Consider the following 19,594-nt stretch of genomic DNA (forward strand, 5'->3'; position numbering starts at 1 on the left):
GATCGTACGTTGTTCACGCCACCGACAATGCAGCCTGGATGTTGCGGCCGGTGCGCTCGATATGTTCGCGCAGGATCCGCGTGGCGTCGCGCGTGCGCCGCTCGATCATCGCATGGGCGATCGCGGTGTGTTCGGCCGGAACGTCGCGATCGGGCTGGTGCTTCTTCAGAAAGATGCGCCGATAGCGGTCGCTCTGGTCGTGCAGGGTGGCGCAGAACTGCATTAGCAACGGCATCTGGCACGCCGAGATCAGCTCGGCATGAAATGCGCGATGGGCGGTCTCCCAGGCTTCCTGCTCGTCGATGGAACGCGGCCCGCGCTTGCAGCGACTGAGTTGGTGCAATGTGCCGAGCACGCGACCTTCCCAGGCGACGTCGCCGTGCGCGATACTTTCCTTCACCGCGAGACCTTCGAGCTCGACGCGCAGCCGGATGATTTCCGCCAGATTGCCGGGCGAGACCGGCGTCACCCGGTAGCCGCGCTGGTCGATCAGCGCCACCAGGCCGTCATTCTCGAGTCGGCACAGCGCTTCGCGCAGCGGGCTGAGGCTGACGCCGAAGGCGGCCCGCAGACGGTCGAGATTGAGCTTGCTGCCGGGCAGCAGCTCGCCCCGCATGATGGAGTCGCGCAGGCGCGCGACCAGCGTGGTCGAGAGCGTGGTCGGCACGGAACCGGCGGTACGTGCGGCGTTCATCGATGCATCACCCGTTGCTGTCGAAACCATAGAGCGCGGCGGGATTGTCCACCAGGACGCGCTGTTGCGCAGCCTCGTCGGGAATCCACAGCGGGATCAGATCGACCAAGTCGCCGTCGTTGGGCATGGGCACGGGGCAGATGGGGTGCGGCCAGTTGCTGCCCCAGATGATCCGATCAGGCCGGGCCTCGATCACGCGGTGGATCATCGGCAGCATGTCGCGATGCGGATAGGGCTCGGCGGAGAGGCGGTAGAGACTGGCGAGCTTGATCCAGCATCGATCGGTATCGAGCAGCCGCAGCAGCGTCCGGAACGGTTCGGAATCGACGCCTTCCGCGGCGCTGATGCGCGCGAGGTGATCGAGCACGAACGGGCTGCGCACCGTCAACAGCTGCGGCGCCACGTCGACCAGTTCGGTCGCCTTGTTGAAATGCAGCACCAGATGCCAGCCGAGATCGAAGGTTTCCTCCGCCAGCCCGCGCAGATGCGCGAACGACGCACCCCCGCTCACCACTGTCGACATGCGACAGCCACGCATTCCGGCGCGGTGCAGGTCTTCCAGTTCGCCCGGCGAGAGGCCGGAGGCGATCACGGCGACGCCGCGCAGCCGGGTCGGATGGGAACGCAGCGCGGAGAGGGTTGCCCGATTGTCGGTGCCATGCGCGCCGCCATGCACGATGACCGCGCGGTCGATCCCCAGTGTCGCGTGGAGCTGCATCAGGTCGTCGCAGGTGCAGTCTTCCGGCGTGTAGCTGCGCTGGTCGCTGAAAGGGAAGGTTGCCTGTGGGCCGAACACGTGGACGTGGGTGTCGCAGGCGCCGGGCGGCATGACGAACGCCGGTCGTTTCGGATGGCGGTCCGGACCGGGGCAGGGCTTCGGCGACATGCCGGGCGTGGGTGACGTCATCTTTCGTGCATCCCGTTCATTCGGCTGCAGTGCGCCATCCGGCGTGCCGCTGTCCGGCCGATTTGACGGCAGCGGAAATGGCTGTCAACATAAAATCGACGATACAGAAAAAATCGATGATCTTGGAGGATCGCATGCGGCTCGTGGTTTCCGCCTTGGCGGCTTTGGTGATGATGGTCCAGATCGGCCAGCCGGCTGAAGCAGGGTTTCCCGATCGCGGCGTGCGCATCGTGGTGCCGTTTCCGGCCGGCGGTTCAAACGACGTGGTCGCGCGCATGCTCGGCGCCAAACTGCAGGAGCTGTGGGGCCAGCCGGTGGTGATCGACAATCGCGCGGGCGCCGGCGGCAATATCGGCGCCGAGTCCGTCGCCCGATCGCCTGCCGACGGTTACACATTGCTGCTGACCGCGCCGGGACCGCTCGCCGTCAATCAATCGCTCTACACGCAGCTTTCGTTCAACCCCATGAAGGATTTCACGCCCGTTGCGCTGATCGCATCGGTGCCGATCGTGCTCGCCGTGAACCCGAACGTGAAGGCAACGACCGTCGCCGAGTTGATCGCGCTCGCCAAGGCGTCGCCGGGCAAGCTCAATTTCGGTTCGTCCGGCCTTGGTTCGACCAACCATCTCGCCGGCGAACTTCTGAAGACGCGCGCCGGCATCGACATTGTCCATGTGCCGTATCGCGGCGCGGCCCCGGCCATGAACGACCTGATCGGCGGCCAGATCCCGATGATGTTCGACAACATGCCGGCGATCCGTCCGCAGGTCCAAGGCGGCACGATCCGCGCGATTGCGGTGGCCGGCGCCAAGCGTTCGCCGTTGTTCCCCGAATTGCCGACGATGGTCGAGGCGGGCGTCCCGAATTTCGAGGCATCGTCATGGTTCGGCCTCGTGGCACCGGCCGGGATGCCGCCGGATGTGATGAACACCCTGATCGACAGCGTCACGAAGCTGCTGAAGGACCCCGACATGGTGAAGCGACTGGCCGACGTGGGCGCCGAGCCCGGCACGTTGTCAGGCAATGCCTTCGCTGCATTTTTGCGCACGGAGTCCGATAAATGGGGCCAGGTGGTCAAGACAGCCGGCGCCAAGGTCGAGTAGGACCTGACAGCATGTCCGATTTGAAGATGAGAGCCCCATGACCGACAATCCAGTGCAGCTCGACGAACTGAAATCCCGTTACGAAGCGATGATCGGCTTCACGCCGCCGAAGATCGCAAAGCGGCTCGAACTCGGCATGCGTGTCGATCCCGCGCTGGTGACCGCGCTGGAAGACTGGCGAATCGCGGCCCTGACGCCGGCTGCGCTGGACCAGAAGACCGTGCAGCCGATGTCGTTTGCCATTCTGCTGGTGCAGACCTCGGAAGCTGCGGCCAATCACGCCAAGGCCGCGATCAAGGCCGGGGCCACGCTGGAAGAACTGCATGCCAGCGCCGGTATCGCGGCGCTGTTCCGCGGCGTCGCCGCCTTCAACATGGCCGGCGAAATTCTCGCCGGCCTGTTCCCGGAGCCGAAGGCATAGGCGTTCTCATAGCCCCGCAGCGTTCTGGATCACCGCTGTGAACGACCGGTCGACGATGGCGGCCGCGTCGAGCTTCTGCTTGATCAGGCCGGCACGCAGGTAGAGATCGATGGTCTTCTGCTCGTCGGCCACCACCGCGTCGTCGATCGGCGCGATGCGCACCTTGGCCCGCGCCAGCCAGTTCTGCGGCACCGCCGGCGGGATGTTCATGAGCTTGCCCCAGGTCTCCGCATAGGCGCTGACATTCGTGAGCGACCATGCCCGCGCCGCGGTGAGGCGTTTCACGAAGTCCTCCAGCTGGGCGCGCTTGTCCCTGATAGCGTCGGGCGTCGCCACCTGGAAGCTGAGGCCGGCCGTCAGGCCTTCGGCGGTGAGCACGCGGCGCGAGGCGAACAGCACTTCCTCCTGACTGACATAGGGCTCCCATGTCGACCATGCGTCGACCGAGCCGCGGGTATAGGCCACCTTGGCGTCGGACGGCGCCAGGAACACGATCTGCACGTCGGAGGTGGTCCAGCCCTTCGATTCCAGCGCGGCGAGAATCAACTGGTGGCCGATCGAACCGCGGCCGGTGGCGATCTTCTTGCCCTTGAGATCGTCGAAGTTCCTGATCGCGGAGTCCTTCGGGACAAGTACCGCGAGACCCTCGCCGGTCTGGCGGATCGCGGCGATCGCCTTCACCGGCACGTTGGCCGCAGCGGCGAAGGTGAACGGTGCATCGCCCACCAACCCGGTCTCGATGGCCCCGGCGCCGAGCGCTTCCAGCAGCGGTGCGGCGGCGGGAAACTCCTTCCATTCGATCCTATAGGGCACGTCCTTGAGCACGCCGGCGGCCTCCATCACCGCCTGCGCGTTGCCCTTCTGGTCGCCGACGCGCAGCGCGGTCTGCGCATCGGCGGATGACAGCGTCGCGGCGAACAGCGCGGCGGCGAGGATCAGGTGTTTCATTCTGCTGCGACTCCGCGGATCGACTGGCGCTCGGCGATCAGCTTTCGCGTCAGCGGGATTAGTTCGCGGCCGTATTCGATGGCATCGATCAGCGGATCGAAGCCGCGGATCAGGAAATGGCTGACGCCGAGGTCATAATAGTCGCCGAACGCCTCGGCGACCTGCTCGGGCGTGCCCACCAGCGCGGTGGTGTTGCTGTTGGCGCCGGTGAGTTTGGCGATTTCTGTCCACAGCCGCTTGTCGATGCGCGTGCCCTGTTCGGCCAGTGCGAGCAGGCGTTTTGCGCCGACGGTGGCGTGGCCGTCGGCCGGCTTGCGATAGCCGGTCTTGTCCTGCAGGGCGGTGGCGCGGGCAAGGATGTCCTCGGCCTTGGCCCACGCTTTCTCCTCGGTGTCGGCGATGATCGGCCGCACCGACAGGCTGAAGCGTGGCGTCGGCCGGCCGTGCCTGGCAGCGGCGGTGTGGACGCGCGCGGTGACGTCGCGCACCTGGGCATAGGATTCGCCCCACAGCGCGAAGGTGTCGGCATGCTTGCCGGCGACTTCGATGGCGGCATCCGACGCGCCGCCGAAGAACACCGGAATGCCGCCCGGCCGATACGGCTTGACCTGCGAGAAGCCGTTTTCGACCTGATAGTACTTGCCGTTGTAGGTGAACGGCTTGTCGCTGGTCCATTCGGCCTTGATCACATCCAGCCATTCGGCGGTTCGGGCGTAGCGCTCGTCCTTGTCGTCGACGGTGTTGCCGTCCTGCTTCAGCTCCGTCGCGTTGCCGCCGGTGATCACATGCACCGACACCCGGTCGTGCCAGAGCTGATCGATGGTGGCGAGCTGCCGCGCGATCAGCGTCGGCGCGGTGAAACCCGGTCGCTGCGCGATCATGACCTTGAGGCTTTCCGTGACGCCGAGCACGTGCTGCCCGATCTGCAGGCTGTCCGGGGTGGTGGAATGAAACGCCAGCAGCGCGCGGTCGAAGCCGGCATTCTCATGGGCCTTGGCGATGGTCTCGATGTGATGGCGGTCGATCACCGGCCCCTGACGGACGATGGTTTCGGACGAATTGTTGTTGCTGATAAATCCGATGAACTCGATGGACATGACGGGCTCCTGTTGGGTGTGAAAAGACTAGACGCCGAGCGCCAGTCGGCCGGCGGCGATGCGCGTGGCATCGTCCTGCGGGGTGTGAACGCGGCCGCACAGCGCGTCGCGGTGGTGCCGCTCCAGCGGATTGGCGCGGGTGAGGCCGTGATTGCCGCTCAGCGCCAGCGCCGCATGGGTGACGGCGATGGCGTTCTCGGTGACGGTGAGTTTCAGGATGTTGGAGTCCGAAGCGCCGATGGCGATGCCATCGTCGAAATCACCGGCGAAGCTGGCGATCAGTCGGGCGTTGACGGCGAGATGCGCTTCGATGCCGCCGACCGCTTCCTGCACCCGCGGCAGGGTTGCCAGCGATGCGCCGAGATTCGACGGCACGCGGCTGTTGAGGAAATGCACCAGCCAGTCGCGTGCGGCACGCGCCACGCCATCGTAGATCGCGGCGATGAACACGTTGTGCGCGCTGGCCTGGAGCGGGTCGGGCGCCCCCCATTGGTCCGGCCGGCGCACATCGATCTCGTGGTCGAGGGGAAACACCACATCGTCGAACACCACGTCATGGCTGCCCGATGCGCGCAGCCCGATATGGTCCCATGTTTCCACGATGCGCGTGCCGGGCAGGCCGGCGGGCACCAGGAACAGGCCGACGCGGAGCTCCGGCTCGTCAGTCTTCGCCCACACCGCATACCACTTCAAAATCGGCGACCCCGTCGAATAGATCTTTCGTCCGCTCAGCCGCCAGCCGGTTTCGGTGCGCCGTGCGGTCGTCGCCGGCAGGCCGCCACGCGACGGCGAGCCGAGGTCCGGTTCGACGCGCAGCGCATTGATCAGCGCCAGCCCATCGACAGTCTCCTTGGCCAGCCTGCGGGCCAGATGGGCCGGCCAGCGCGGGCTCCGCGCGATGATCAGATGCTGGATGTAGTGCATCGACAGCACCAGGGCGGTTGACGGATCGGCCCTGGCGATGATGCTGACCACGTCGGCCGCCTCGCGCAGGCCGGCGCCGCCGCCGCCCAGTGCTTCCGGCACCGTCAGCGCCAGCAGGCCCGCATCGGACAGTTCCTGGAAATTCGCGAACGGAAAACTGCCAGCGCGATCGTGTGCCGTCGCGCGCTCGGCGAAGCCAGCGGCGAGTTGGACGGCTTTCTCCCGGCTGCCCGACGCGGTGTCACCGTGCTGGTCGTCGTGTTTGAGAATGTTCAGCCGGCTCACCATGTCGCGTCCAATCCCAGCAGCCCGAGAATATGCTTTCGCAGTTCCGCCAGATGCGGATCGCCACGGTGGCGCGGGTAGGGACGGTCCACCGCGATGTCGGCCTTGATGGTTGCAGGGCGATCGCTGAACACGATGACGCGGTTGGCCAGGAACAGGGCTTCCTCCACATCATGGGTGACCAGCAGCGCCGTGAAGCCGCTGCGCTGCCACAGCGAAACCAGTTCGGCCTGCATGGTGATGCGCGTCAGCGAATCCAGCTTCCCCAGCGGCTCGTCGAGCACCAGGATCTTGGGGTCGTTGACCAGCGCGCGGGCCAATGCGACCCGTTGCGCCATGCCGCCGGAGAGCTGGTGCGGGTACGCGTTCCTGAACGTCGTCAGCCCCACCAGATCGATGGCGGCATCGACGCGGTGCCGTTGCGTCTTGAGAATGCCCTGGGCTTCCAGCCCGAGCGCGACATTGTTCCAGACGGTGCGCCATGGAAACAATGTCGGATCCTGGAACACCACCACCCGCGATGGATGCGGTTGCGTGATCAGTTCGCCGTCCTCACGCAAGGTGCCGGCGCGCGGCGGCTCGAGGCCGGCAACGAGACGCAGCAGCGTGGACTTGCCGCATCCGGACGGCCCGAGCAGCGCGACGAATTCGCCGGGCGCGGCGCTGAAACTGACATTGTCGAGCACCGGCAGCACATTGCCGTCGATGTCGAAGGCGTGGCTGACGCCGGCGATGTCCAGCGCGGCTCCGGCCGTGACGGGGATATGTTCGGCGCGTGCGAGGGCTACCATTTGACGACGCCTTTTTGCCAGACCAGCAGATGGTCACGAGTCCTGAACAACAGGGTGATGGCGCCGGAGCACAGCAGCGACATCACGATCAGCGCCGCATACATGTTGGCGTAGGCGGCCCAGCCCTGCGCCCATTGCAGGTACCAGCCGAGCCCGGCCTTGACGCCGATCATCTCGGCGACGACCAGCACCGCGAACGACGATCCCAATCCCATGAACAGGCCGACGAACACGTGCGGCAAAGCGGCGGGGATCGCCACCTTCAGCACCAGGAACGACGGCTTGGCGCCAAGCGTGCGCGCCACGTCGTAATAGGCGCTGCTGACGCTCGCCACGCCCGACCATGTGAGCACCGTCACCGGAAAGCCGGTGGCCAGCGCGATCAGGAAGGTCGAGGCGCTCCAGCTCGACGGGAAGGTGAAGAAGGCGATCGGCAGCCAGGCGGTGGCCGGCAGCGGACCGATGAAGCGCAGCACCGGATGCACCCAGTAGCCGACCGCGCGCGACCAGCCGATCGACACGCCGGTGAGGAAGCCGACGGTGGCGCCGATGAAGTAGCCGCCGAGCTGCAGTTTGACGGAGGCGAACACGCTGTCGAGCAGCTTGGGCAGATCGTCGGTGTAGACCTCGACAATGGACTGCGGCGGCGGAAAGAACGGCAGTGGCAGCCAGGCGAATTTCGCGGTGGTGACTTCCCACAGCGTCAGGAACAGGCCGAGCGCAAGAAACCACGGTGCGCGTTGCTGCAGGCCGGCGCCGAACTTGCCGAGCGCCCCGCGCGCCGCTGTCGCGACGACGATTGCCGCGGCGACGGCGAAGGCGGTGTAGGCCACCGCTTCGGTACGCGGCCAGTCACCGATATCGGGCCACCACAGGCATGACAGGCCGAAAGCCAGCCAGGCGAGCCCGGCCCCGATGCCGGAGATGCTGAGGCCTAGATGACTTGCGCGAAGCTTGCTCGCGATATGCAGGCCGCCGTCGCCGGCGACCAGCACCGTCTCACGATCCGCGCCGAACGGCGCGATGTCAGAACTCCGAATACGTCGACATAGATCTTCTCCGCAAATTTCGTCGTATCGGTGCTGGGCTTGAACACGGAGACCGTCTTCAGGTCGTCGGCATAGGCCTTGAGCTCGCGCTTCAGGGCCTCGCCCACCGGGTGATGATGATGGGTGTGGTAGCGCACCATGCCCTGCAGGTCGGCGATGCTGGCGTTCTTCGGCGCATAGGGCGCGAACGAGGCCGCGGCCTTGTCGGGATTCTGCGCGGTGAACATCGCCGCATCGAGCAGCGCCTGCGTGATCGCCCGCGCCACCTGCGGCTCCTCGCGCACCAGGCTGCCGCGCAGGCCGAGAATGCAGCAGGTCTTGTCCTTGTATTCACCGTCGAGATTGGACGCGACTTCCTTGTACGCGGTGTCCTTCAGCCAGAGATAGGCGATCGGGTCGGAGGCCAGGAATGCCTGCACTTCGCCCTTCTCGACGGCGAGCTGCAGCAGGCTGCCGGGGTAGGGGCGCCAGTCGACGTCCTTGTTGGGATCGATGCCCTGCTTGGCGAGCTGGATCGAGAAGAAGTTCTTGTCGGGGCCGGCGAGGTCGCCCACCGCGACCACCTTGCCCTTGAGGTCGGACAGTTTGTCGACGCCGGAATTCACCTTGCTCAGGACGCGCATGCAGCCGCCATGGGTGCCGGCAGCGATCTTGACGTCGAAGCCCTGTTCCAGCGGCTTCAGCCAGCGCAATGCCATGCCGAGACCGGCGTCGGACTTGCCGGTGGCGATGGCCTCCAGCAACTGGTCGGTGGAGCCGCTGTAGTTGATCAGCTCGACGTCGAGATTGTGCTTCTGGAAGAAGCCGTGGTCGATGGCGACCGGCACCGGCGCGAGGCACACCGCGCCAGCATTCCACGACAGTTTCAGCTTGCGCGGCGCGCCGCCTGGCGGCGGCGCATCGGACGCGGTCTTGCAGATCGGAAATTCGGAAAAGTCGATGCCGGACGTCGCAGCACGGAACGGAAAGGCCTGCGCGCCGAACACGCCGATGGGTGCTGCGAGCGCAGCGGCAGCACCGGCGCGCAGCAAGCCGCGGCGATCGAGCAGTGTTTTGCCCTTGCTAACGTTCGGATCGTTGTCGATGGACATGGTCTCTCCTGTCTGCAAACGGCAAGGCGCCGCCGTCGCCGCAACGCGCGGGCGTTGCTGCCTGATGCTTTCGAAGCTGACGCTCAGTGAAACCGGTTCAATTTCGCAGAGTTGTCGGCGCTCGCTACGGTGAAGCTGATGGTGCGATGATGCGCGGCAGCATCATGATCGTCAATGAAATGGAATTTTGAATGTGCTGCGGTTCGGAGAGTTTATCTCCACCCGCGATTTGTCTGGAGGCGAATTCGGTTCGTGTGCCGGTTACGACAGTTCTGCGGCTGGTATTGAACGTCGCATGGCGATTTCATTTCCGTGGATGAGTCCGACGACCACGTCATGCGGGTGGCGGCAAGGCAGGAGAGGTCCGCCTCGCCGCCTCAACCTGGCCGCGGCGTAGGTACTCCATGAGCGAGCGGCATGGGGCAGGATTCATGCGGGCCCCTGTTTTCACGGAATCTTGACCTTTGTCTGCAAAAACACGCTGCAATCAGCCAGTTTCGACCTGCCCGAGAGAGCCCATGTTCGCCAACAGCAATCTGACCATCCGCTTTCTGGTCGGGGGCGTTGTGGGAGCATTGCTGCTCCTGCTGGCCTTCGGCGGCGGCACCGGCTTTGTCGCGGTCCTGTATCTCAACAACCAGATCGTCAGCCTGTCGGCCGATTTCGGCGCGCTCAGCGGCGCCAGCCACGACCACGCCATGCAGACCTATCAGCAGGCGCATGCGGCGTTTTCCTACTTTCTGATGGCTTGCGTCGCCATCGCGATCTTTGCCCTGGTGGTTTGCCTGGCCACCTTCTTCGCGGTTCGCAACGGGATCATGGGGCCGCTGGCCGCCATCGTTCACGCCATGCGGGAGGTCGCCGACCAGAAGTACGACACCGCCATTCCCGGCCTGGGCAAGCCGAACGAGATCGGCCTTCTGGCCGGCGCGCTCGAGATATTCAAGACCAATGGCCTGGAACGGCAGCGCCTCACGCAACAGCAACTGCTGGAAGCCGCGCACCAGAGCGAGCGCTCGCGCTTTCTCGATGACAAGATCCGGGATTTCAACGGGCTGATCGCCAACGTGGTGGGCAGCGTCGCGTCGTCCGCGACCCGCTTGAAGAGCAATGCCGAAGCCCTGTCGCAGGCCGCCAACGAAACCACAGCCAAGGCCAACGCCGTCGCCAGCGCCGCGAGCCAGGCCAGCACCAGCGTCCAGACGGTCGCCAGCTCCGCAGAGGAGATGACGACCTCCATCGGCACCATCAGCCAGCGCGTCAGCAACGCCACCCACCGCGCCGAAGGCGCCGCCGCACAGGCCCGCAAGAGCCGTGATACCATCCACACGCTCTCGGAAGCCGCCGAGAAGATCGGCGCAGTCGTGCAACTGGTGCAGGCCATCGCATCGCAGACCAATCTGCTGGCACTGAACGCCACCATCGAGGCGGCCCGCGCCGGCGAATCCGGGAAGGGATTTGCCGTGGTCGCCACCGAGGTCAAGCATCTCGCGGACCAGACCAGCAAGGCCACCGAAGAAATCTCGCTGCAGGTCGCGAGCATTCAGGGCATCACCGGCGAGACCCGCGAGGCGATGGACGGCATCTCGAACACCATCGCGGAAATCAGCGAGATCATGACCGGCATCGAGGTCGACACGGCGCAGCAGCGCACTGCGACGCAGGACATCTCGAACAGCGTGCAGGACGCGGCGCGCGGCACCCTGGACGTCTCCAACCATATCGTCCAGATCACCTCGACCTCGTCGGAGACCGGGCGGATGGCGAGCGATGCGCGCGACTCCGCGGTCGATCTGTCGCGTCAGGCGGAAACCCTGAAGCGCGAAGTTGACGGCTTCATCGTCAGCGTCAAGGCGGCGTAAGCCTCTCGCCACGCAGTCCTACAAGTCATCGCAACAGCATTGCGTGATGGCGTCTTTCGTCGTTCTGGCAGGCTCAACGCTGTCTCATGTCGAAGTGCCGGTCAGCTCCGCTGCGAGTTCGCCTGCGACATCCCGCCACACACCCGCGCTGTCATATTACGAAACATTAATTCCCCCGCCAGCGCACGGTAAGGCGGGAAACCCCATCTTCAGTCCTGTCAGGTGCCTGCCCCCCGCACCGTTGATTCAGGTTCTGGAGAATTCGAATGACCGACCGCCCCACCGATTTCAATGAACTGCCGTCCTACAAGCCGGCTCGCCGCTCGCTGTTCTCTGCGCGCAAGTTTGCGCTGATGGCGTCGGTCGTCGCCGGCCTCGGCGTCGCCGCTTACGGCCTCAGCCCGTCGCCGCATTCGCTCGACATCTTCTCGACGCCGGCCCATGCGCAGGTCGACAGGCAGGTCAAGCAGGAAGCCCAGAAGCCGATCGGCTTTGCCGACATCGTCGAGCGTGTGAAGCCGTCGGTGATCTCGGTCAAGGTCAACATCAAGGAGAAGGTTGCAGCCCGTGACGACAGCGGCAGCAACGAGGATCCGCCGTTCCAGCCGGGCTCGCCGATGGAACGCTTCTTCAAGCGCTTCAACGGTCCGGATGGCCTGCCGCCCGGCATGCGCGGCGGTCCGCGCGGCGGACGCGGCGCGGTGACCGGGCAGGGCTCGGGCTTCTTCATCTCGGCCGACGGGTTTGCCGTGACCAACAACCATGTGGTCGATGGCGCCGACAAGGTGGAAGTGACCACCGATGATGGCACGACCTACAAGGCGAAGGTGATCGGCACCGATCCGCGCACCGACCTGGCCCTGATAAAGGTCGAGGGCGGCAGCAACTTCCCGTTCGCGAAGCTGGCTGACGGCAAGCCGAGGATCGGCGACTGGGTGCTCGCGGTCGGCAATCCGTTCGGCCTCGGCGGCACCGTGACCGCCGGCATCGTCTCGGCCAGCGGTCGCGACATCGGCAACGGCCCCTATGACGATTTCATCCAGATCGACGCGCCCGTGAACAAGGGCAACTCGGGTGGCCCGGCCTTCGACACCTCCGGCGAAGTGATGGGCGTCAACACCGCGATCTATTCGCCGTCCGGCGGCAGCGTCGGTATCGCGTTCTCGATCCCTGCCTCCACCGTGAAGACGGTGATCGCGCAGCTCAAGGACAAGGGCACCGTCAGCCGCGGCTGGATCGGTGTGCAGATCCAGCCGGTGACCCAGGACATCGCCGACAGCCTTGGCCTGAAGAAGGCGGAAGGCGCGCTGGTGGCTGAGCCGCAATCCGACGGTCCGGCGGCCAAGGCCGGCATCGAATCCGGCGATGTCATCACCGCGGTCAACGGCACAGTGGTCAAGGACGCCCGCGAACTGGCACGCACCATCGGCGGATTTGCCCCGGGCAACTCGGTCAAGCTCAACGTGATCCACAAGGGCAAGGACAAGGAACTGAGCCTGACGCTCGGCCAGTTGCCCAACTCGATCGAGGCCAAGGCCGACATCGACGGCGGCGACAAGGGCAGTTCGTCGCGCGGTTCCGACGTGCCGCGCCTTGGCCTGACGCTGGCACCGTCCAGCACGGTGGCGGGTGCCGGCAAGGACGGCGTGGTGGTCACCGAAGTCGATCCCAAGAGCCCCGCCGCCGAGCGTGGCTTCAAGGAAGGCGATGTGATCCTCGAAGTGGCCGGCAAGAACGTGGCCAGCCCCGGCGACGTGCGCGAGGCGATCGTCGCGGCGCGGACCGAGAACAAGAACAGCGTGCTGATCAGGGTTCGCAGTGGCGGTTCGTCGCGCTTCGTCGCGGTGCCGCTGGCCAAGGGCTGATCCCGCACACTTGAGCGAATGGGAAGTGCCGCTGGCATCGTCGCCCCCGCCGACGGCGCTTTCCTGGGGAGCGGGTGAAAACCCGCTCCCCGCCGTTACCTTCCGAAGGATAAGCCCCCTCCGTCGGAAGGCATGACGGGCGGTGAAGTCTCCCCCAGCTTCACCGCCCGTTTCATTTCCAGTCAAGGCGCATTCCGCCGCCTTGCATGAGAGGCCCGTGCGCGCCATGGTGATGGAAATTCACAACACCCGAACAGAACCCGTTCCCCAGATGCGCCTGCTGATCATCGAAGACGACCGCGAATCCGCCGACTATCTGGTCAAGGCGTTTCGCGAGGTCGGCTATGTCGCCGACCAGGCCAGCGATGGCGAAGAGGGATTGGCGCTCGCCGAGGACGGTGCCTACGACGTGCTGGTGGTCGACCGCATGCTGCCCAAGCGCGACGGCCTGAGCGTGATCGGCGCCCTGCGCGAGAAGGGCAACCGCACCCCGGCGCTGATCCTCTCCGCACTGGGCCAGGTCGACGACCGCATCAAGGGTCTTCGCGCCGGTGGCGATGACTATCTGCCGAAGCCCTACGCCTTCGCCGAACTGCTGGCGCGCGTCGAGGTGCTGTCCCGCCGCAATGGCGGACCGACAGAGGAGACCAGCTACAGGGTCGGCGACCTCGAACTCGACCGGCTGTCGCACCGCGTCGCCCGCGGCACCGAGGAACTGACGCTGCAGCCGCGCGAATTCCGGCTGCTCGAATATCTGATGAAGCATGCCGGGCAGGTGGTGACCCGCACCATGCTGCTGGAAAACGTCTGGGACTATCACTTCGATCCGCAGACCAACGTCATCGACGTCCACATCTCGCGCCTGCGCTCGAAGATCGACAAGGGTTTTGAGAAACCGCTGCTGCACACCATCCGCGGCGCCGGCTACATGATCCGCGACGGGATGAAGTAGCGTCGCGGAGTGTCCAGCGGATAGCCGCCGTCGTCCGGACTATTTCTCCTTTCGCCGCATCTCGTCGCGGCGCATCGGCATGGCGTCCACCTTGCCGAACAACTCGTTCGCGGCTAGCGGCCTGTCGGATGACACCGCGGCATTGCCATCTTTCCCCACCAGCACGACCTTGAACGCCCTGTCGCCGCCCGAAAACTGCCGGCGGAGCTCCCGGGAGCGGTCGTCGTCGTCGGCAGCTTCGATCAGCACGATCTGCCGCTCGGCCATGCCGCTGGCGTTCTGTTGGAAGATTCGGCGTTGCGCAGCCAGGCTTTCATCCTGCCGGCCCGGGGCCATCACCACCAGCACGCGGTTCTTCCATTGGAAGCTGGACAGCGACGTGCTCCTCGCCTCAGCGGACATGGCGACACCAATCATAGAACAAAGAACAAGTAATCCCGTCTTGCCTGCAAGTCTCATCGCGAGGTCCACCTGTTTCGCATCGCCGCTCTGTGCTCACCGTCATTGTCGGCGAGCCATCAGTTCTACCCCACCACGTCGTATTGGCCGCGCAACACATAGGCCATGGCGCGTACCCGCGCGCGCCATGCTGGAGCGTCCGTGACCGCGCCCGCTGCCGGTGTGATGCGCAGCATCGCATTCCACGGCCTTGAGCCGTACACGACCACCTCAAAGCCCTGTTTGGGACAGCCGTCGATGGCTCTGAGCGCGCGCAGAATGATCTCGGTCATTTCCTGCGGGCTGCAGGTGCGTGGGCCTTCGGCGGTGAGTTGAGGCTCCAGCAGGTCGGACGCGGCTTCGGCTTCGACGGGCGGGCCGAGCGCGTCCTCGGGGACGACCGTCGGCACGGGCACGGGTTTTTCCGGCTTCCGCAGAAGCCGGTCGACGAGGCCCAGCAATCCATGATCGTGTTCGGTCGGTTCTGTCATCGGCACAACGCGACTACATTTGCACAGCGCCATTTAAGCGGTATTTGCACGGCGTTGTCGATGGCCGCGAGCGCAGTCGCCCGCTCCTGACGCCGGGTCGGCAGGACCCAACGGCACATTACGAACGTCTCATGATCCAACGCTGTCGGCGCAGCGCCGCCGCTGATAGGATGCGGCATGATCTGCGCCGGACGGTCGCAGCGATCCATGAGAGTCCAATATTCGTGACGGCATTCGGCAAACTCATCCGTACCACCGCATTCCGGCTGACGCTGGCCTATCTGTTTATCTTCGCGCTGTTCGCGGCGTCGCTGCTGGGCTATTTCGCCTGGAATACGCGGCGGCTGATCAATGACCAGATCACCACCACGGTGGATGGCGAGATGGACGAGCTGAGCGAGCTGTTCGCCCGGCGCGGCCTGCGCGGCATCGTGTTCGCCATCGAGAACCGGGCGCTGCGGCCCGGTGCCAATCTCTATCTGATCACCACGCCGGCGGGGCAATCCATCGCCGGCAACGTGGCTTCGCTGGAGCCCGGCGTGATGGCCAGCAGCGGCTGGTCGGAAACCGCCTACCGCCGGCTCGACGATCCCGACTCCTCCGGGCACCGCGCGCTGGTTCGGGTGTCGCGGCTGTCCAGCGGCTTCCGCCTGCTGATCGGCCACGATCTCGAGGAGCGGCGGCGGCTGTTCGGCATCGTTGCCAATGCGGCACAATGGTCGGTGCTGATCGTGGTGGTGCTCGGCCTCGGCGGCGGCATCTTCGTGGCGCGGCGAGTGCTGCGCCGGATCGACGCCATGACCGGCACCACGCAACGCATCATGTCCGGCGATCTCTCCGGCCGGCTGCCGGTCGGACGCAGCGGCGACGAGCTCGATCGCCTCGCGGAAAACCTCAACGCCATGCTGGAGCGCATCGAGGCGCTGATGATGGGGCTGAAGGAAGTCTCCGACAACATCGCCCACGATCTCAAGACGCCGCTGACGCGGCTGCGCAACCGCGCCGAGGACGCGCTGGCGACCGCTGGCAACGAGGCCGAATACCGCGCCGCGCTGGAACGCACCATCGAGGAATCCGACGGCCTGATCCGGACGTTCAACGCGCTCTTGATGATCGCGCGCGCGGAATCCGGCCAGGCGCGCGACAACATGGCGGAGTTCGACGCCGCCGATGTGGCGCAGGGCATTCACGAACTCTACGAGCCGCTCGCTGAAGACAGTGGCCTGACGCTCGCCGTCAGTACGGATCATGCGCCGATGCATGGCAACCGCGAGCTGATCAGCCAGGCGCTGGCCAATCTGGTGGAGAACGCGATCAAATACGGCCAGCCGCCGCTGCTGCCGCAGCCCGCGAACGGCGGTGCTGCGGAGGGCAGGGACCTCCGGGAGATCCTGATCGAGGCGCGGCGTGACGGCGACCGGGTGCTGCTGAGTGTCACCGACCATGGCCCGGGCATTCCCGAGGCCGACCGCAAGCACGCCGTGGAGCGCTTCGTGCGGCTCGAGGCCAGCCGGACGCTGCCGGGTTCCGGGCTGGGGCTGAGCCTCGCTTCTGCGGTGGCGACGCTGCATGGCGGTGAACTCAGGCTCGGCGACGCCGCGCCCGGTCTGCGTGCGACACTGGCGCTGCCCGCGGGCACCGGTGAGGGTCTTGCGATTCAAACGTCGAATGTGCCACAGAAGACGGCATGACCTCATCCGCGAAGGGCGACGCGGACCAATTTCATCTGGCTGCCGCGTTCGTCAGCGGGCCCCAGGTGTTTGCACCCGCCGAAGCCGAGCAGCGCCTCACCGACTGGCTCATCGAGCTTGAGCCGGCCCAGTCCAGCGCCTTCCGCGCTGTCGCTGAGCAGTTTCCCCATGTCAAATCCACGCTGGTCGGCATTGCCGAAGCGTCACCGTACCTGTTCGACCTGATCCGCGGCGATCCCGCGCGCGCGTTGCGGTTGCTGCGCGGAGCGCCGGACAGCCATCTGGCAATGCTGATCGAACGCACCTCTGCGGCCGTGATCGCGGCCGGGAGCGAAGCCGAAGCCATGCGGCTGCTGCGCGCCATGAAGGCCGAAGCGGCATTGCTGATCGCACTGTGCGACATCGGCAGCGTCTGGCCGGTGATGCGGGTGACCGGCGCGCTGACCGACCTTGCCGTCGCCTCCGTGCAAGCGGCGCTGCGCTTCCTGCTGCGGCAGGAGGCGATGCGCGGCCGGCTTTTGCCCGTGGACAGCGATGCGCCCGAGGTCGGCAGCGGCCTTGTCGTGCTGGCGATGGGCAAGATGGGCGCCGGCGAGCTGAACTATTCCAGCGACATCGATCTGATCGTCTTCTTCGACGGCGATGCCACCGTGCTGGCCGACGGGCTCGAGCCGCAGCCGTTTTTCGTGCGCGTGGCGCAGGGGTTGTCGCGGTTGCTGCAGCAGCGCACCGGCGACGGCTATGTGTTCCGGGTCGACCTGCGGCTGCGGCCTGACCCGGCCTCGACACCGGTGGCGATCTCGGTCGCGTCGGCGCTGCATTACTACGAGCGCGAGGGCCGCACCTGGGAGCGCGCCGCCATGATCAAGGCGCGGCCCTGCGCCGGCGACGCCAAGGCGGGCGAGGCGCTGCTGGCGGAGATCGCGCCGTTTGTCTGGCGCAAGCATCTCGATTTTGCCGCGCTCGCCGATGTCCATGACATGAAGCGGCAGATGCAGAGCTTTCGCGGCCAGAGCGAGGTGATGGTCGAGGGCCACAACGTCAAGGTCGGCCGCGGCGGCATCCGCGAGATCGAGTTCTTCGCGCAGACCCAGCAGTTGATCGCCGGCGGACGGCATCCCGAACTGCGGGTGCGGCCGACGCTTGAAGCGTTGCAGGTGCTGGCGTCGAGCAACTGGATCACGCTGGAGGCGCGCGACGAACTGACCGCGGCCTATCTTTTCCTGCGCCGTGTCGAACACCGACTGCAGATGATCGCCGACGAGCAGACCCACAGCCTGCCGGACAGTGTCGAAGCGGTTGAACGCTTTTCACGCTTTCTCGGCTATGACGGCCGCGCGTCCTTTGTGGCCGAGCTGATGGCGCATCTGCACTGCGTGCAGGGGCACTACGGCCGGCTGTTCGAAGGCGACCCGACTGGCACCGTGCAGTTGCCGGCAATCGACTACAGCACCGGCCCCGGCGATCCGCGACTGCTCGAACATTACAGCAAGCTCGGCTTCCGCAAGCCGATCATGGTGGCGGAGACGGTGCAGCAATGGATGGCCGGGACCTACCGCGTGCTACGGATCGAGAGCACGCGGCAGGCCTTCGTCGAGTTCGTGCCGGCGCTGATCGCGGGGCTCGCCGATGCCGAGGAGCCGGACAATGCGGTGGCGGCGTTCGACCGCCTGCTGCAGGCGCTGCAGCGCGGCGGCCGGCTGATCTCGTTGCTCAGCCAGAACCGCGATCTGGTGGCGTTGGTGGCGCTCGTCCTCGGCGCGGCGCCACGACTCGGCGACATGCTGGCGCGGCAGCCGCAGATCATGGACGGGCTGATCGACCCGCGCTTCTTCGGCGCGATGCCGGACCAGCACGAGCTGTCGCTGCGGCTGGCGGCGACATTGCAGGACGCCAATTCCTACGAGGAATTTCTCGATCGCCTCCGGCTGTTCGGGCAGGAGAGCCTGTTCCTGATCGGCGCGCGCATCCTGTCCGGCACAGTGTCGGCGCAGCAGGCCGGGATTGCCTTTGCCGACGTCGCCGAAGGTATCACCCACACGCTGCACGGCCTGGTGATGGATCAGTTCGCCAGCCAGCATGGCCGCATCAAGGGCCAGCACACCGCGATCCTGGCGATGGGCAGGCTGGGCAGCCGGGAGATGACCGCATCGTCGGATCTCGATCTGATCCTGATCTATGACCACGACCTGGAAGAACCGGATTCCGACGGCGCGCGACCGCTGCATGGTGCGCAATATTTCGCGCGGCTGACGCAGCGGCTGATCAGCGCCTTCACCACCCGCACCAATTACGGCGTGCTCTACGATGTCGACATGCGGCTGCGGCCGTCGGGCAGGGCAGGGCCGCTGGCGTCGCGGATCGATTCATTCGCCGAATATCAGAACCATGAAGCCTGGACCTGGGAGCACATGGCGCTGTGCAAGGCGCGGGTGATCTCGGCACCGCCCGAGTTTCGTGCCCGTATCGATGACGTGATCCGCGCAGTGCTGATGCGGCCGCGCGACCGCGCCGTCATCGCAAGCGACGTCGCGGAAATGCGCCGCGCCATCGCGCTGGAAAAGGGCGAAAGCGACGGCTGGGATCTCAAATATGCCGCCGGCGGAATGGTCGATATCGAGTTCATCGCCCAGTACCTGCAGCTCGTTCACGCCGCGACCACACCTGAGATCCTCAGCGTCAATACGCTGCAGGTCCTCAACAACGCGGCCCGGCTCGGTCTGCTGCAATCCTCCGACGCGGAAATCCTGCGGCCGGCGGCACGGCTGTATCACGACCTCACGCAGATCCTGCGCCTGTGTGTCAGCAGCAAGTTCAAGCCGGACACCGCCGGCGAAGACCTGCTGCGCGTGCTGACCCGCGCCGGCGACGCACCGGATTTTTCGTCGCTGGAGGCGCGTGTGCGGGAAACCCAGCTCGACGTGCGCCGGGTGTTCCGAGCGCTGGTCGAGGGCGACAGCTCGGGGAGCTGAAAACGGCGCGAGC

Annotated in this window: 17 protein-coding genes; 7 read left to right on the forward strand and 10 right to left on the reverse strand. The window is 65.9% G+C overall.

Annotation, left to right across the window (positions count from 1 at the left end; all coding sequences use genetic code 11):
• Positions 1 to 13 precede the first annotated feature (13 nt).
• A complete protein-coding gene (locus ACUXVA_RS17885; protein ID WP_265079099.1) occupies positions 14 to 694 on the reverse strand; it encodes a GntR family transcriptional regulator in 681 nt (226 codons plus the stop codon).
• 7 nt (positions 695 to 701) lie between these two features.
• Entirely contained in the window at positions 702 to 1,601 is a 900-nt protein-coding gene (locus tag ACUXVA_RS17890; RefSeq protein WP_445487318.1) for an amidohydrolase family protein, read from the reverse strand.
• A gap of 134 nt (positions 1,602 to 1,735) precedes the next feature.
• On the opposite strand from ACUXVA_RS17890, the gene ACUXVA_RS17895 reads away from it, so the two are divergent.
• Together ACUXVA_RS17895 and ACUXVA_RS17900 are read left to right on the forward strand one after the other, a co-directional pair.
• On the forward strand, positions 1,736 to 2,704 hold the full coding sequence (locus tag ACUXVA_RS17895) for a Bug family tripartite tricarboxylate transporter substrate binding protein (protein WP_265079097.1): 969 nt from the start codon (positions 1,736 to 1,738) through the stop codon (positions 2,702 to 2,704).
• Positions 2,705 to 2,741: 37 nt separating this feature from the next.
• Positions 2,742 to 3,125, forward strand: a complete 384-nt coding sequence (locus tag ACUXVA_RS17900) for a carboxymuconolactone decarboxylase family protein (RefSeq protein ID WP_445487321.1) — start codon at positions 2,742 to 2,744, stop codon at positions 3,123 to 3,125.
• 6 nt (positions 3,126 to 3,131) lie between these two features.
• On the opposite strand, the gene ACUXVA_RS17905 is transcribed toward ACUXVA_RS17900, so the two are convergent.
• Genes ACUXVA_RS17905 through ACUXVA_RS17930 form a run of 6 tightly spaced genes read right to left on the reverse strand, consistent with a single transcriptional unit; the run spans position 3,132 to position 9,310 of the window.
• On the reverse strand, positions 3,132 to 4,073 hold the full coding sequence (locus tag ACUXVA_RS17905) for an ABC transporter substrate-binding protein (RefSeq protein WP_265079095.1): 942 nt from the start codon (positions 4,071 to 4,073) through the stop codon (positions 3,132 to 3,134).
• On the reverse strand, positions 4,070 to 5,170 hold the full coding sequence (locus ACUXVA_RS17910; protein ID WP_265079094.1) for an LLM class flavin-dependent oxidoreductase: 1,101 nt from the start codon (positions 5,168 to 5,170) through the stop codon (positions 4,070 to 4,072). The genes ACUXVA_RS17905 and ACUXVA_RS17910 overlap by 4 nt, the downstream gene beginning before the upstream one ends.
• 27 nt (positions 5,171 to 5,197) lie before the next feature.
• A complete protein-coding gene (locus tag ACUXVA_RS17915; protein WP_445487324.1) occupies positions 5,198 to 6,382 on the reverse strand; it encodes an acyl-CoA dehydrogenase family protein in 1,185 nt (394 codons plus the stop codon).
• Positions 6,376 to 7,170, reverse strand: coding sequence for an ABC transporter ATP-binding protein (locus ACUXVA_RS17920; protein WP_265079093.1), 795 nt, complete (start codon positions 7,168 to 7,170; stop codon positions 6,376 to 6,378). Before ACUXVA_RS17920 ends, ACUXVA_RS17915 begins: the two co-directional genes overlap by 7 nt.
• Positions 7,164 to 8,141, reverse strand: a complete 978-nt coding sequence (locus ACUXVA_RS17925) for an ABC transporter permease (RefSeq protein ID WP_445493310.1) — start codon at positions 8,139 to 8,141, stop codon at positions 7,164 to 7,166. Before ACUXVA_RS17925 ends, ACUXVA_RS17920 begins: the two co-directional genes overlap by 7 nt.
• Positions 8,105 to 9,310 (reverse strand): ABC transporter substrate-binding protein, encoded by a 1,206-nt coding sequence (locus ACUXVA_RS17930; protein ID WP_445487326.1) that lies wholly within the window; start codon positions 9,308 to 9,310, stop codon positions 8,105 to 8,107. Before ACUXVA_RS17930 ends, ACUXVA_RS17925 begins: the two co-directional genes overlap by 37 nt.
• Positions 9,311 to 9,828: 518 nt before the next feature.
• On the opposite strand from ACUXVA_RS17930, the gene ACUXVA_RS17935 reads away from it, so the two are divergent.
• The 3 genes from ACUXVA_RS17935 to ACUXVA_RS17945 all read left to right on the forward strand — a co-directional run bounded on the left by ACUXVA_RS17935 (position 9,829) and on the right by ACUXVA_RS17945 (position 13,989).
• A complete protein-coding gene (locus ACUXVA_RS17935; RefSeq protein WP_265079090.1) occupies positions 9,829 to 11,172 on the forward strand; it encodes a methyl-accepting chemotaxis protein in 1,344 nt (447 codons plus the stop codon).
• Positions 11,173 to 11,438: 266 nt separating this feature from the next.
• The gene (locus ACUXVA_RS17940) at positions 11,439 to 13,037 is read left to right on the forward strand and encodes a Do family serine endopeptidase (protein WP_445487329.1); all 1,599 of its coding nucleotides are present in this window, start codon (positions 11,439 to 11,441) and stop codon (positions 13,035 to 13,037) included.
• Positions 13,038 to 13,308: 271 nt separating this feature from the next.
• A complete protein-coding gene (locus ACUXVA_RS17945; RefSeq protein WP_265083761.1) occupies positions 13,309 to 13,989 on the forward strand; it encodes a response regulator transcription factor in 681 nt (226 codons plus the stop codon).
• A 39-nt stretch (positions 13,990 to 14,028) separates the two neighbouring features.
• Here ACUXVA_RS17945 and ACUXVA_RS17950 read toward each other — a convergent pair whose 3' ends face one another.
• On the reverse strand, positions 14,029 to 14,448 hold the full coding sequence (locus tag ACUXVA_RS17950) for a DUF4174 domain-containing protein (RefSeq protein ID WP_265079088.1): 420 nt from the start codon (positions 14,446 to 14,448) through the stop codon (positions 14,029 to 14,031).
• Between the two features lie 65 nt (positions 14,449 to 14,513).
• A complete protein-coding gene (locus ACUXVA_RS17955) occupies positions 14,514 to 14,918 on the reverse strand; it encodes a hypothetical protein (RefSeq protein WP_265079087.1) in 405 nt (134 codons plus the stop codon).
• A 224-nt stretch (positions 14,919 to 15,142) separates the two neighbouring features.
• On the opposite strand from ACUXVA_RS17955, the gene ACUXVA_RS17960 reads away from it, so the two are divergent.
• Together ACUXVA_RS17960 and ACUXVA_RS17965 are read left to right on the forward strand one after the other, a co-directional pair.
• Positions 15,143 to 16,609 carry an ATP-binding protein gene (locus ACUXVA_RS17960; RefSeq protein ID WP_445487332.1) on the forward strand — a complete coding sequence of 489 codons (1,467 nt, stop codon included), beginning with the start codon at positions 15,143 to 15,145 and terminating at the stop codon, positions 16,607 to 16,609.
• Positions 16,606 to 19,581: a bifunctional [glutamine synthetase] adenylyltransferase/[glutamine synthetase]-adenylyl-L-tyrosine phosphorylase gene (locus tag ACUXVA_RS17965; protein ID WP_445487334.1), complete on the forward strand. Its 2,976-nt coding sequence runs from the start codon at positions 16,606 to 16,608 to the stop codon at positions 19,579 to 19,581. Before ACUXVA_RS17960 ends, ACUXVA_RS17965 begins: the two co-directional genes overlap by 4 nt.
• The last annotated feature ends 13 nt before the right edge of the window (positions 19,582 to 19,594 follow it).

The sequence above is a fragment of the Rhodopseudomonas sp. RCAM05734 genome (assembly GCF_052658035.1).

Excerpts from the sequence above, each read along its gene's own strand:
- ACUXVA_RS17885 (WP_265079099.1), bottom strand. The coding sequence starts at position 694 with ATGAACGCCGCACGTACCGCCGGTTCCGTGCCGACCACGCTCTCGACC.
- ACUXVA_RS17890 (WP_445487318.1), bottom strand. The coding sequence starts at position 1,601 with ATGACGTCACCCACGCCCGGCATGTCGCCGAAGCCCTGCCCCGGTCCG.
- ACUXVA_RS17895 (WP_265079097.1), top strand. The coding sequence starts at position 1,736 with ATGCGGCTCGTGGTTTCCGCCTTGGCGGCTTTGGTGATGATGGTCCAG.
- ACUXVA_RS17900 (WP_445487321.1), top strand. The coding sequence starts at position 2,742 with ATGACCGACAATCCAGTGCAGCTCGACGAACTGAAATCCCGTTACGAA.
- ACUXVA_RS17905 (WP_265079095.1), bottom strand. The coding sequence starts at position 4,073 with ATGAAACACCTGATCCTCGCCGCCGCGCTGTTCGCCGCGACGCTGTCA.
- ACUXVA_RS17910 (WP_265079094.1), bottom strand. The coding sequence starts at position 5,170 with ATGTCCATCGAGTTCATCGGATTTATCAGCAACAACAATTCGTCCGAA.
- ACUXVA_RS17915 (WP_445487324.1), bottom strand. The coding sequence starts at position 6,382 with ATGGTGAGCCGGCTGAACATTCTCAAACACGACGACCAGCACGGTGAC.
- ACUXVA_RS17920 (WP_265079093.1), bottom strand. The coding sequence starts at position 7,170 with ATGGTAGCCCTCGCACGCGCCGAACATATCCCCGTCACGGCCGGAGCC.
- ACUXVA_RS17930 (WP_445487326.1), bottom strand. The coding sequence starts at position 9,310 with ATGTCCATCGACAACGATCCGAACGTTAGCAAGGGCAAAACACTGCTC.
- ACUXVA_RS17935 (WP_265079090.1), top strand. The coding sequence starts at position 9,829 with ATGTTCGCCAACAGCAATCTGACCATCCGCTTTCTGGTCGGGGGCGTT.
- ACUXVA_RS17940 (WP_445487329.1), top strand. The coding sequence starts at position 11,439 with ATGACCGACCGCCCCACCGATTTCAATGAACTGCCGTCCTACAAGCCG.
- ACUXVA_RS17945 (WP_265083761.1), top strand. The coding sequence starts at position 13,309 with ATGCGCCTGCTGATCATCGAAGACGACCGCGAATCCGCCGACTATCTG.
- ACUXVA_RS17950 (WP_265079088.1), bottom strand. The coding sequence starts at position 14,448 with ATGAGACTTGCAGGCAAGACGGGATTACTTGTTCTTTGTTCTATGATT.
- ACUXVA_RS17955 (WP_265079087.1), bottom strand. The coding sequence starts at position 14,918 with ATGACAGAACCGACCGAACACGATCATGGATTGCTGGGCCTCGTCGAC.
- ACUXVA_RS17965 (WP_445487334.1), top strand. The coding sequence starts at position 16,606 with ATGACCTCATCCGCGAAGGGCGACGCGGACCAATTTCATCTGGCTGCC.